Annotated in this window: 14 protein-coding genes; 5 read left to right on the top strand and 9 right to left on the bottom strand. The window is 61.9% G+C overall.

The window, feature by feature from the left end; all coding sequences use genetic code 11:
* The first annotated feature begins 28 nt into the window (after window positions 1-28).
* On the top strand, window positions 29-1,138 hold the full coding sequence (leuB, locus tag WDN02_RS03585) for a 3-isopropylmalate dehydrogenase (RefSeq protein WP_337292196.1): 1,110 nt from the start codon (window positions 29-31) through the stop codon (window positions 1,136-1,138).
* An 82-nt stretch (window positions 1,139-1,220) separates the two neighbouring features.
* Here leuB and tolB read toward each other — a convergent pair whose 3' ends face one another.
* The 6 genes from tolB to ybgC form a co-directional block, all read right to left on the bottom strand.
* Window positions 1,221-2,540: a Tol-Pal system beta propeller repeat protein TolB gene (gene tolB, locus WDN02_RS03590; RefSeq protein ID WP_337292197.1), complete on the bottom strand. Its 1,320-nt coding sequence runs from the start codon at window positions 2,538-2,540 to the stop codon at window positions 1,221-1,223.
* A gap of 95 nt (window positions 2,541-2,635) precedes the next feature.
* The gene (locus tag WDN02_RS03595) at window positions 2,636-3,424 is read right to left on the bottom strand and encodes a cell envelope biogenesis protein TolA (protein ID WP_337292198.1); all 789 of its coding nucleotides are present in this window, start codon (window positions 3,422-3,424) and stop codon (window positions 2,636-2,638) included.
* Window positions 3,390-3,716, bottom strand: coding sequence for a hypothetical protein (locus tag WDN02_RS03600; RefSeq protein WP_337292199.1), 327 nt, complete (start codon window positions 3,714-3,716; stop codon window positions 3,390-3,392). The genes WDN02_RS03595 and WDN02_RS03600 overlap by 35 nt, the downstream gene beginning before the upstream one ends.
* Window positions 3,717-3,730: 14 nt before the next feature.
* A complete protein-coding gene (locus WDN02_RS03605; protein WP_337292200.1) occupies window positions 3,731-4,186 on the bottom strand; it encodes a biopolymer transporter ExbD in 456 nt (151 codons plus the stop codon).
* Window positions 4,187-4,227: 41 nt separating this feature from the next.
* Window positions 4,228-4,959, bottom strand: a complete 732-nt coding sequence (tolQ, locus tag WDN02_RS03610; protein WP_337292201.1) for a protein TolQ — start codon at window positions 4,957-4,959, stop codon at window positions 4,228-4,230.
* A 338-nt stretch (window positions 4,960-5,297) separates the two neighbouring features.
* Window positions 5,298-5,723, bottom strand: a complete 426-nt coding sequence (ybgC, locus tag WDN02_RS03615) for a tol-pal system-associated acyl-CoA thioesterase (protein WP_337292202.1) — start codon at window positions 5,721-5,723, stop codon at window positions 5,298-5,300.
* Window positions 5,724-5,826: 103 nt separating this feature from the next.
* Between ybgC and apaG the strand changes: the two genes are divergently transcribed.
* Together apaG and argE are read left to right on the top strand one after the other, a co-directional pair.
* A complete protein-coding gene (gene apaG, locus WDN02_RS03620) occupies window positions 5,827-6,219 on the top strand; it encodes a Co2+/Mg2+ efflux protein ApaG (RefSeq protein WP_337294855.1) in 393 nt (130 codons plus the stop codon).
* A 55-nt stretch (window positions 6,220-6,274) separates the two neighbouring features.
* Complete coding sequence (gene argE, locus WDN02_RS03625; RefSeq protein WP_337292203.1) at window positions 6,275-7,456, top strand: acetylornithine deacetylase; 1,182 nt, start codon at window positions 6,275-6,277, stop codon at window positions 7,454-7,456.
* A 12-nt stretch (window positions 7,457-7,468) separates the two neighbouring features.
* On the opposite strand, the gene WDN02_RS03630 is transcribed toward argE, so the two are convergent.
* From WDN02_RS03630 to WDN02_RS03640, 3 genes are read right to left on the bottom strand one after another with little or no spacing between them, the layout of a single operon-like run.
* The gene (locus WDN02_RS03630; RefSeq protein ID WP_337292204.1) at window positions 7,469-8,146 is read right to left on the bottom strand and encodes a class I SAM-dependent methyltransferase; all 678 of its coding nucleotides are present in this window, start codon (window positions 8,144-8,146) and stop codon (window positions 7,469-7,471) included.
* 30 nt (window positions 8,147-8,176) lie between these two features.
* On the bottom strand, window positions 8,177-9,142 hold the full coding sequence (dmeF, locus tag WDN02_RS03635; RefSeq protein ID WP_337292205.1) for a CDF family Co(II)/Ni(II) efflux transporter DmeF: 966 nt from the start codon (window positions 9,140-9,142) through the stop codon (window positions 8,177-8,179).
* 27 nt (window positions 9,143-9,169) lie between these two features.
* Window positions 9,170-9,937 (bottom strand): GyrI-like domain-containing protein, encoded by a 768-nt coding sequence (locus tag WDN02_RS03640; RefSeq protein ID WP_337292206.1) that lies wholly within the window; start codon window positions 9,935-9,937, stop codon window positions 9,170-9,172.
* Between the two features lie 96 nt (window positions 9,938-10,033).
* Here WDN02_RS03640 and dapF point away from each other — a divergent pair, with 96 nt between their 5' ends.
* Together dapF and mtaB are read left to right on the top strand one after the other, a co-directional pair.
* Window positions 10,034-10,903: a diaminopimelate epimerase gene (gene dapF / locus WDN02_RS03645; protein WP_337292207.1), complete on the top strand. Its 870-nt coding sequence runs from the start codon at window positions 10,034-10,036 to the stop codon at window positions 10,901-10,903.
* Complete coding sequence (mtaB, locus tag WDN02_RS03650; protein WP_337292208.1) at window positions 10,900-12,159, top strand: tRNA (N(6)-L-threonylcarbamoyladenosine(37)-C(2))-methylthiotransferase MtaB; 1,260 nt, start codon at window positions 10,900-10,902, stop codon at window positions 12,157-12,159. Before dapF ends, mtaB begins: the two co-directional genes overlap by 4 nt.
* Window position 12,160 lies beyond the last annotated feature (1 nt).

Here is a 12,160-nt window from a genome sequence, read left to right on the forward strand (position 1 = left end):
TTAAAACCCGCCGAAAGCAGGAGCAAAAATGTCGACTTTGAAGCTATTCGTTTTGCCGGGCGACGGCATCGGCCCCGAGGTGATGGCCGAGGTCGAGAAGATTGCCAATTTCCTTACCAAACAGGGCGTCGCCCATTTCGAGATCGAGCGCGGCCTCGTCGGCGGCGCGGCCTATGACGCGCATCAAGTCGCGATCAGCGAGGACGACATGGCCCGCGCCGGCGCGGCCGACGCCATCCTGCTTGCCGCTGTCGGCGGCCCCAAATGGGACAAGGTGCCCTATGACGTGCGCCCCGAGGCCGGCCTGCTGCGGCTGCGCAAGGATTTCAATCTCTACGCCAATCTGCGCCCGGCGATCTGTTATCCGGCGCTCGCCGATGCCTCATCGCTGAAGCGCGAATTGATCGATGGGCTCGACCTGCTGATCGTCCGCGAATTGACCGGCGGCGTTTACTTCGGCGAGCCGAAACAAATCATCGATCTCGGCAACGGCCAGAAGCGCGCGATCGATACGCAGGTCTACGACACCTACGAGATCGAGCGCATCGGCCGCATCGCCTTCGAGCTCGCGCGCAAGCGCCGCAACAAGGTGACCTCGTCCGAAAAGCACAACGTGATGAAATCGGGCGTGCTCTGGCGCGAGATCATCATCGATCTGCACAAGCGGGAATTCCCCGATGTCGAGCTTGAGCATCAGCTCGCCGACGCGCTCGGCATGCAGCTTGTCCGCCGACCGAAACAGTTCGACGTGATCGTCACCGACAATCTCTTCGGCGACATGCTTTCGGACGTCGCGGCCATGTTGACCGGCTCGCTCGGTATGCTCCCCTCGGCCTCCCTTGGTGCGGTCGATGAAAAGACCGGCCTGCGCAAAGCGCTTTACGAACCGGTGCATGGTTCAGCGCCCGACATCGCCGGCAAGGGTCTCGCCAATCCGATCGCCATGATCGGCTCGTTCGGCATGGCGCTGCGCTATTCGTTCGGCCTTACGGATCTTGCCGACAAGCTCGAAGGCGCCATCGCAAGCGTTCTCGACAAGGGCTTGCGCACGGCTGACATCAAGGGCGACGCACCGACGTCGATCTCGACCACTGAGATGGGCGACGCGATCCTGACGGAGTTGAAGGCGAGTTTGTAAGCCGTCATTGCGAGGAATGAGCGACGAAGCAATCCAGCCACTTGGTCTGGATTGCTTTGCTGCGCTCGCAAAGACGCGCGCCTTACCCCAGCAGCGGCCCCCAGGCCGGGTCCGACGCATAGGACGGCGTTGGCACCTGAAATTCGGCGCGGCCAAAGACGTCCCGCATGAAAATATGCGGTCCGGATTCGCCGCCCGGATCGCGGAAGAACATCACGAACAGGCCGTTCGGCGCCCACGTCGGGCCTTCGTTATGGAAGCCTTCCGTCAGGATGCGCTCGCCAGAGCCATCCGGCTTCATCACGCCAATTGCGAAACCACCTGAATCTTGCTTGGTGAAGGCGATGTAATCGCCCTTCGGCGACCAGACCGGCGTCGCGTAGCGGCCGTTGCCATAGGAGATGCGCTGCGCATCGCCGCCGCTCGCTGGCATGATGTAGAGTTGCTGATTGCCGCCGCGATCGGACTCAAAGACGATCTGCGAACCGTCGGGCGAGAACGAGGGCGATGTATCGATCGCGGATGAATTCGACAGCCGTGTCGTCGCGCGCGAATGGATATCCATTTCATAGATATTGGCGGCGCCGTTTTGTTCCATCGACATGACGATGCGTTGGCCATCCGGCGAGAAACGCGGTGAGAATTCCATGCCCGGAAAATTACCGACGACTTCGCGCTGGCCAGTCTCGATATTGAGCAGCAGAACCTTCGGATCGCCACTGCCAAAGGCCATGTAAGTGACATCCTGCGACGAGGGCGAGAAACGCGGTGTGACGACGAGGTCCTGTCCGCTGGTCAGATAGCGCACGTTGGCGCCGTCCTGATCCATGATCGCAAGCCGTTTGCGGCGGTTCTCGGCCGGCCCGGTTTCATCGACGAAGACGACGCGAGAATCGAAGAAGCCCTTCTCGCCGGTCGCATGGGTAAACACCGCATCCGAGATGATGTGCGCGACGCGCCGCGAATTGTTTGCGTCCGTCGTATATTCTTGACCCGCGACTTGCGTGCCGGCATTCACATCCCAGAGGCGGAACGCCGTCTGGAGCCGCCCGTCGCCGCCAGAGCTGCAGCGGCCAGTGACGATGAATTGCGCATCAACGCCCTTCCAGGCCGCGAACTGCGGCGGCTGATCGGGATTGCTGATTTGCTCCGGGAAACGGCCGGGATCAATCGGCGCCAGAAACACGGAACGGCCGAGATCATTGCTGATGATCGATGAAATATTCGGCCCGGTATCGCCGGCGAATTGCGTTACCGCGACGTTGATCGGCTTGAACGCGGAGCCGGGCGTCACGATGAGCGGATTGCTCGTTTGGCTGAAAGCCCGGCGCGGCAATGCAAGGCTCGCGGCAACTCCGAGAATCAGTCCGGAGGCGGTGCGGCGGGAGATCGATAAAGACATGAAGGATATCCGGAGGGTTCGCGCGTCAGGTTAGGATGCAATTGCGGCAATGGCGCGAAAGTTACTCCCGCTCAGTCCCAAATCTTCGGCCAAGCTTACATGCCCTCGTCTTGATCCTGGAACTGCACGATGCGATCGCGCCATTCGTCGTAGTAAGTTTTAAACTTATCGGGCACCGGCAGAGGATCGCATTTTTGCACGGCGCGCATCGCGCTGTCCGCCAGCGCCTGCCAGGCGGGATCATCCGGCGGATTGGTCAGCACGGGGTCTGCGGCCAGCGAACCATCGACATTCAACTGCACGCGGATTTGCGGAACGTATTTCGGCCCTTGCGGCATCGTAATCGGCTGAATCCAGCATCCCTGGAATTTGTCCTGGAACCAACCGTCCATCGTCGCCTGGAGTGAGGGCGACATCCGTTCCGCATTCGCGGTCGGCGAGCCAAGCGAGGCAAGCTGCTGCAGCCGGCGGCCTGTCGAGGCACGCCGCTCCGGCGCGTCGTGGTTCAAAAGCCGGCTGATATCGTCGGCGCTGAAACGCCGTGGCGGGTCGTGGCTATCGTCGCCGGATTTCGGCTTCGCTGCGTGATGCTCGTGCGATTTCGTTGGCTTCTCCGGTTTATCCTCGTCGAGCAGTTTGGCGATCTGGTCGAGCTTGAACTGCGGCGGCTTTTTGGCCTCGACCTTCGGCGGCACCTTCTTCGGCGGCGGAGTCTTGGGACGCGGCGGCGGCAAAGGTTCGTCGGCGGTCGTGTCCGGGGGCGGCTTGTCCTCGACGGGCGGCAGCGGCGGCAGTTTGGGTGCAGGCGGTGGCGCCGCGGCATCGGCTGGCGGTTTCGGCGGCTCGACCTTATCGGCATCGCCCGGATCGTCGAGATGTTTCAACGGCGGCGGGGGGGGTCAGCACATCGCGCTTGGCGTCGGCGATCGGCGGCTTCGGCCTCAAATCCTCCGCGTCGGCGACTTTGTCGACATGCGGATCGGCCATGACTTTCTTCGCAGTCTTGTCGCCCTTGATGATCTGGTTCACGTCGGAATCAGTGACGAGATCGACCGGGACCGTCTCTTCCGCATTCTGGAACGGCGGCGTGCGCGAGAACGAGACAAGCGCAAAGACGAGCAGCGCGACATGCATCACACCGGACGCGATGTAACCGGGCTTTCCCGATGTATCCATCGTGGCCCCTTGGCTCACTGCGGCTTGGCCGGCTCGGTAACTAGAGCGACCTTCTTGTACCCGGCAGTTGTGATGAGCGACATGACCTCGGCGATCTTGCCGTAGTTCACCTCGTCCGACCCGCGCACGTAAATGCGCTCGTCAAAGCCGTCCTTGGCCGCATCCTTCAGCTTATCGACAAGCTGATCCATCGTGACCGGCTCGTCCATGACGAAGATGGCGCCCTTTTCGTCGATCGCGACGGAGAGCGGCTTCTGGTCGATGTTGAGGGCCGAGGCTTTCGTATGCGGCAGATCGATCGGCACGCCGGTCGCGAGCAGCGGCGCGGCGACCATGAAGATGATGAGCAGCACGAGCATAACGTCGATGAACGGCGTCATGTTGATGTCGGCCATGGCCTTGTAGCGCGGCATCCCGCGGCGGCGACGACCGCCTCGGCCACCCCCGCCTTGCGCCATAGACATGCCCATGCGCGTCTCCTTTCAAGCGGCCGCTTCAGCGGCCTAAAATTTCACGCCGCCCGATCGCGGGTGCCATGCTGATCGATCTGGCGCGACAGGATCGACGAGAATTCGTCAGCGAATCCTTCGAGCCGCGCCTGCATCTTGGCGACATCGCCCTGCAGCTTGTTGTAGGCAATGAGCGCGGGAATCGCTGCGAAGAGGCCGATCGCCGTCGCGAACAAGGCTTCCGCGATACCCGGCGCCACGACCGCCAGCGATGTATTTTTCGATGCAGCGATGGAGCGGAACGAGGTCATGATACCCCAGACCGTGCCGAACAGACCGACGAAGGGGCCGGCCGAGGCGACCGTCGCCAGAACGAGCAGATGCGATTCAAGCTTCTCGACCTCGCGCGCGATCGAGACGTCGAGCACTTTTTCGACGCGCGTCTGCAGCCCCATGAACGAGCTTGCGGTGGTTTGCACCGAGCGCTTCCATTCGTGCATGGCGGCAACGAACAACGTCGCCATGCCGGATGTCGGCCGCGATGAAAGGTTACCGTAAAGCTCTTCAAGCGAATTGCCGGACCAGAAGACCTGCTCGAACCTGTCCATCGCGCGGCGCACTTTGGCAAAGAGCAGCGTCTTGTTGATGATGATCGCCCAGCACCAGATCGAGGCGCCGAGCAGACCGAGCATGACCAGTTTCACGACGATATGCGCCGATAGAAACATGCTCCAGAGGGAGACTTCCACCGCCGGCGAGGCGACCCCGGAAGCAGCGATATCGGCAGGATTCATTACAGAGGTCCTTGCAAAACTGCGGTCAAAATGCCCGAGTTACTCCCCCGGCGCGTTACAAGGCGCACCAGCGAACCGCCCTCTTTCCGGAACACCCGGCCCGCTCTAGGGGCGTCCCAGGGAGAGGTTCAAACCCTTTGCGAAAAGCCTTCGGCGCGCGGAACTTCTTGATCGGACCGGCGGTTAACCCTTTCCTCCACTGTAATTCCGTCATTTCTTGGGCTGTTGCGATTCTTCGTGTAACTAAAATGCGACGCATACTGTTGAGCCATCGCCAACGTTAAGAATGGGTTACGAAATCGCGGCTCGGGACCGTCCTAGGCCTAGTTTCGCAATTCCTATGCCCCTAAAAAGCAGCCTGCGGTCAATTTGGCGGCGACCTCGGCCGGCAGGCGCTGCGCCCGCCCCCCCGCGACGGCGGCGACCTGAACATCCGCCACGAGCAAGATTTCGTCGCCACGCAGGATTTTCTGCGCCATTTCGATCGAAGCGCCGCCAAGCTTGGCGATACGCGTCTCGACGCTCAGAAGGTCATCCATGATCGCTGGCTTGCGATAATCGACGCTGACCCGCCGCACGGCGAAGGCGAGCGGCGCCGTGCCAGCGAAAAGCGCCGATTGGTTGACCCCGCAGGCCCGCAAGAACTCCGTGCGTCCACGTTCGAGAAAACGCAGATAGGCCACGTGCTGAACGACGCCGGAAAAGTCCGTGTCTTCGTAATAGATGCGCACTGGCAAACGATGCGCCGCAGGATTTTCAGGCATCGTCTCGCGACTGGCACCAAGACGGCGTTCTTTTGCGCCGGAGGAAACTTATGCTAGCGTAGAGAAAAATCATATTAGAGAAAAGTGCCTTATGTCGCCCGAAATGTATAGCACGATCACTCAGGACATTCAGATTACTGTCGAGCCAGAATTCGTGCCGGAGAGGTCCGACGCCGATCAAGCGACCTTCTTCTGGGCCTATACTGTTGAGATTGCCAATCAGGGCGGCCAGACCGTACAATTGACTGAGCGGCATTGGAAAATCACCGATGCCAATGGCCGGCTCGAGGAAGTCAAAGGTCCCGGCGTCGTCGGCGAACAGCCGGTTCTGAAGCCCGGCGAGACCTTCCGCTATACCTCCGGCTGCCCGCTGACCACTCCGTCCGGCATCATGACCGGCACCTATCGAATGGTGGCGGAGAATGGCGAAGTTTTCGAAGCGGCCATCCCGGTTTTCTCGCTTGACTCGCCCTATGAGGCGCGCGTTCTTCATTAATGCCATCGTAGGGGCTCGCCCGCGCGGCGATTCATCCATTCGGTCTTTAGGAGACATGGTGCCTGATCGTATCGATTCGACCGAGCGGCTTGCTGCGACGCTCGAAATGCTCGCGCGGCTCGTATCGTTCGACACCGAAAGCGCCAAGTCCAACCTGCCGCTCGTCGACGATGTCGAAACCTATTTCCGGGCGCATGGCGTCGATTACGTCAAAGTGCCCAACGCGACCGGCGACAAGGCCGCTCTGTTCGCAACCATCGGCCCGAAGATTGACGGAGGCGTGCTGCTCTCCGGCCATACCGACGTCGTGCCGGTCGCGGGCCAGACCTGGACATCCGATCCGTTCAAGTTGCGGCGCGAGGATGGCCGCGTCTATGCACGCGGCGCCTGTGACATGAAGGGTTTCGATGCGCTGTGCCTGGCGATGGTACCGGAGTTTTTAAGCGCCGATCTCAAGCGCCCGATCCACATTCTGCTCAGTTACGACGAGGAAATCGGCTGCCGCGGCTCGCTCGACACGATCGCCCGCTTTGGCCACGACCTGCCACGCCCGGCCAGCGTGATCGTCGGCGAACCGTCCCTCATGCAGGTGGCCGATGCACATAAGAGCATCACGACCTATCGCACCAATGTCTGCGGCCATGAGGCCCATTCCTCGAAGCCTTATCTCGGATCGAGTGCGATCGAAGTCGCCTGCGCTTTGATCGGCGAGCTTTATCGCTTGGCCGACGACCTTAAGACGGCGGGCGATCCCAGTGGGCGTTTTGATCCACCCTGCTCGACCATCCATGTCGGCATCATCCGCGGCGGCACGGCGCGCAACATCCTCGCCAGGGAATGCGTGTTCGAATGGGAGTTTCGCGGCCTCCCCAATGTCGATTACAACCTTGCTCTGGCACACATGAACGCGCAGATCGCGCGGATCGTCGCCGAGAAAGCCGCGGACCCGGCTAAGCGCGCCCGTGTCGATACGGCGGCACATCATCCTGTGCCGGGCCTCAATCCCGAGCCGGGATCTTTGGCCGAAAATCTGGGACTGAAACTGGCGCGCCGCAACGCGACGATTACAGTTTCCTATGCCAGCGAAGCCGGACAATTCCAGGCCGCCGGCATCCCGACAATCATCTGCGGTCCGGGATCGATCGACCAGGCGCATCAGCCGGATGAATATATCGAGATCGACCAATTGGCGGCGGGCGTGACATTCATGCGCCGGCTTGCGGCAGAGCTGAGTTAAGCAGCGTCGCCGTTATACCCGCTTCGCCAGAAACGTCATGTGCATCTGATTGTGCCCGATGTTGCGATCGGCGCGACGCGTCTCAAAACCATGCGTTGCCAGCAACCGCTGCATGTCCGGAATCGTAAAGGTCGTCAGCGCGATGCGGCGCCGAAGCGGCCGCGAACGCGATAACGCGCCGCGCAACGCCGCAAGCAGAAAGCCGCCGCGATAGGCATATTCGACCAAGGCCCAGGAGTCGCTCAGGGGATCAGCGTGCGGCGGGATAACATCGGCGACGACGAGCCGGCCGCCAAGCCGCAATTTTGCTGCGGCGAAATCCACCGCTTCCGTGCATTGCGCCAACGTCAGATATTGAAACAGACCATTGAACAAAACCATATCGAGCGTTTCATCCGGCAACGCCCTGACCTGCGCCTCGTTCAGAATTTTGATCTTGGGATTGGCCGCATAACGTTGACGCAGGATCGTCTGCATCTTCGGCGTGGGATCGTAAAGATAGACCGTCGCGCAATGTTCGGCGATGAGCGAAGCGGCTGGCGCCGCGCCGCAGGCATAATCGAGAACGACCGCGCCGGGCGCGGGAATCTGTGCCGCAATCGCCTTGGCAATGTCCTCGTAATAAATCGCCGGATAGCGATCGCTCGCCCGGCTTGTGCGATCGACGATGAAAAAATTACGCCAGCTCATATCTCGCGCCAATCACCAGCGGCACACGCCTTAATGTTCTTCCGGACACGTTAGAACTTCGATCGTCACATGGCTCAGACCCGGCATATCCGCCAAGCGCGCCTTGTAGGTTTCGGTCGGCTGCGGATTGGAACTGACGATCGAAACCATTGCGGCGCGATGGCCCGGACCGACACGCCACAGATGCAAATCGGAAACGTAATCTCCGTTGCGCTCAAGCCGCGCGCGGATGGTTTCCTTCGGTTTCTCGTCCGGCGTCATGTCGAGGAGAATGCCGCCGGCAGCCTTCAGCAAGCCATAAGCCCAACTGATGATAACCACGGAACCGACCAGACCAACCGCCGGATCGAGCCATACCCAGCCGAAGATACTTGCCAGCAGCAAGGCGGCGATGACGAGAATGGAGACCGCCGCATCGGCGATCACATGCACATAGGCTGCGCGCAGATTGAGATCCTGCTCGCCCTGCGCATGATCATGATCGTGGTCATGCGCTTCGCCATGATCATGCGTATGTCCGTGAGAATGCCCGTGGTCGTGCGAGTCGCGCAGTAGCCACGCACTCGCGATATTCACACAAAGGCCCAGCGCGGCCAGCATCAAGGCTTCGTTGTAAACGATCGGCTGTGGATGAAAGAGCCGGATGGCGCTCTCATACGCGATGAGCACCGCAACCATGGCGAGGCCGAGACCACTGGTGAACGCGGCAAGATCGCCGACTTTACCTGTTCCAAAGGCGAAGCGCGGATCGCTGGCGTGACGGCGTGCATACCAATAGGCGAAAGCCGACACGCCGAGCGCCGCCGCATGCGTCGACATGTGCAAACCATCCGCGACCAGGCCCATCGAGCGGAATGCAAGACCGCCGATGATCTCGCCAAACATCATGGCCACGGTGAGCGCGACGACCGCAAGCGTGCGTCGTTCGTTGGCGGCGTGCTCAGCGCCGAGAAAGACATGCGGATGGTTCATTCCATCGTTCGCATGATTATGCATGCCCGTCTCCGTTCCGCAGCGTTTTCCTCAAGGTTTAAGGAACACGTAGATATCGACCCCAAGATAAGGATCTTCGGCGCTGGTCAAAGACGTCAAATATTCCTCGATGAAGAAATTCTGCGCCTCAAGACCCTTCTCGTCGAGATAAGCGGTAACGAGGTCATACGTCGAATCGATGTCGTCATAGGGGCCGCGATGCTGGAACTTGATCGCCTTGCCGGCTGGCGACTGGCCGAGCGTGACGCCATCGGTCAGCGTGGCTTTTGACCCTGCCGCGACCGGCAGCATCGCGGTGAAGTCAAATCCATTATCGTCTTCCTGGGTGAACATCGCCAGCGGATGGCCGGTGATTTTGAGACCCGCCTTGTCGGCCGCCCCTTTCACGCGCTCCAGCGTGTCCTTGATTGTCTTGAAACCGCCATCCCATTTGGCCTTGGCGGTAAGCAGGACCACCGGCCGAGGCGGCACGTCGAGGGTCACGGTCGTGGAATTGTTCGGCACGCCGGGCGCGCCCTGATCCGCGTCATTGGGCCCAAAACCCGGCGGGGGCCCCGGCGGTGGGGGCGGCGGTTCTCCCGGTGCAGCTGGCGCGGCGGCGTGGGCCGGTGGGGACGAAGCCGGTTTCGAGACGGCTGCGGGCGGCGGAGCACCAGGTTGATGAGCGGCTGGCGGTTGCGAGGCGGTCGCAGGCGACGCCGGAATCGCAGGTGCTGGGGGTGGCGTCTGCGCAAGGCTGGGTCCGGCGAACATCGTCAGCCCGACCGCAAATGCGCACCCGATCCAGGCACCCTTCATCCGTCTCTCCGTCTCGCCGCGATGGTCCACGGGCAAATCCTTGGCCTCGGCGGCAGCTTTGTCTTATATGGAGTGCAAAGTAATGGAGCGTAAAAAATGCACCCCCTCGCGGGCAGAACCGTGACCAAGATGAATGGTCTCGGCAACGCGATCCTGATCCTCGATCTGCGCGATACTGGCTATCGGCTCGATCCGCCGATGGTTCGCGCGATCGCCCAGGCCCCGGACCTGTGTTTCGACCAGCTCATGGTCTTGCACGCGCCCGTCTCGCTCGGCACCGAGGCCTATGTCCGCATTTACAATCGTGACGGCAGCGAAGCCGGCGCCTGCGGCAACGGCACGCGCTGCGTCGCCTGGTTCCTGCTGGATGACGACGGACCGCAGGACAATCTTCGGGTCGAGACGCTCAACGGCATTCTGGAATGCCGACGCGAGGGTGAGCGGCGCTTTTCGGTTGAGATGGGCGCGCCGAAATTCGACTGGCGCGACATTCCGCTGGCAAAGCCCGTTGCCGATACGTCGGCGATTCCCTTCCCGATCGGCCCGGATGGCACGCCACGCTTCGCGGCAACCCTCAGCATGGGCAATCCGCACGCTGTCTTCTTCTTTGAAGATCTGCCCGTCTACGATCTTTCCGTCCTGGGACCGGAGCTCGAACGCGATCCGCTGTTTCCCGAGCGCGCCAACATCTCCTTCGCCCGGGTTCGTGCCCGCGACCATATCGTCATTCGCGTCTGGGAGCGCGGCGCCGGCCTCACCTATGCCTGTGGCTCCGCGGCTTGTGCCGTCCTGGTCGCCGCGGCCCGCAAGGGCCTGACAGGGCGCCATGCCGTCGTCAGCCTGCCGGGCGGCGATCTCTCAGTGACCTGGCGCGAGAGCGACGATCAGGTCGTCCTATCAGGGCCGGTCGAGTGGGAATTCGAAGTGGTGCTCGAATCGAACTGGCTTGAGGACGCCGCGGCGTGAGTGCCGTGGCGCGTCCCAAGGTTGAAATCGTCAATTTCGGCTGCCGGTTAAATCTCGTCGAAGGCGAAGCCATGCGCCGCGCGGCAGAGGCGGCCGGGCGCGACAATCTCGTCATTATCAACACCTGCGCCGTCACCGCCGAAGCAGCGCGGCAGGCCCGCCAGACCATCCGCCGGCTGAAGCGCGAAGCGCCGGAGCGCCAAATCCTCGTCACCGGCTGCGCGGCGCAGACGTCGCCCGCGAGCTTTGCCGATATGCCTGAGGTCGCGCGGGTGCTCGGCAATGTCGAGAAATTCCGTGCCGACGCTTTCGCGCCACGCCGAAACCAGCGCGTCGATGTCGGCGATATTTTCGCCGAACCGGCGCCGCCGCCGAGGGCTTTGGGCAGCGTCGAAGATCATACCCGTGCCTTCCTTGCGATTCAGACCGGCTGCGACCATCGCTGCACCTTTTGCATCATCCCCTATGGACGCGGCCCGTCGCGCTCGACGCCCGCGGACGAGATCGTTGCCGCCGCGCAGAATTGTGTCGCGCAAGGTTTTCACGAGATCGTCCTGACCGGCGTCGATCTCACCGCCTATGGCCGCGATTTCGACGGGCGACCCGGCCTCGGCAAACTAGCAAAGGCGATACTCCGCGCGGCGCCGGGTCTCGCTCGGCTGCGGCTGTCTTCGATCGATTGTATCGAGACGGACGACGATCTGCTCGACGTCATCGCCAACGAGCCGCGGCTGATGCCGCATCTGCACCTCTCGCTGCAAGCCGGAAGCGACATGATCCTGAAACGGATGAAGCGCCGCCATAGCCGCGCCGAGTCCGTGCAATTCTGCGCCGATATCCGTAAGGCGCGCCCCGGCATCGTCTTCGGCGCCGATCTCATCGCCGGCTTTCCGACCGAGACGGAGGCGATGTTTGCCGACACGCTGGCGCTCATTGAAGATTGCGGCCTGACGCATCTGCATGTCTTCCCGTTTTCGCCGCGGCCGGGAACCCCGGCAGCACTGATGCCGCAGCTCCCGCCGGGCATTGCCGCCGCGCGCGCGAAAACATTGCGGCAGGCCGGCGAAGCGGCGCTCCAGCGCCATCTCACGGCCCAGACCGGAAAGATCCTGACCGTTCTGACCGAGCGCGGCGACACCGCGCGGGCGGAGGATTTCACAAAAGTGCGCGTCGGCAACATTCCGGCCGGACGGCTCATGAACGCCCGGATTGGCCGCCACGATGGCAAGATGTTGATCGCCGAGGCGCTGTCCTGAG

The organism is Methylovirgula sp., assembly GCF_037200945.1.
Taxonomy (GTDB): Bacteria; Pseudomonadota; Alphaproteobacteria; order Rhizobiales; family Beijerinckiaceae; genus Methylovirgula.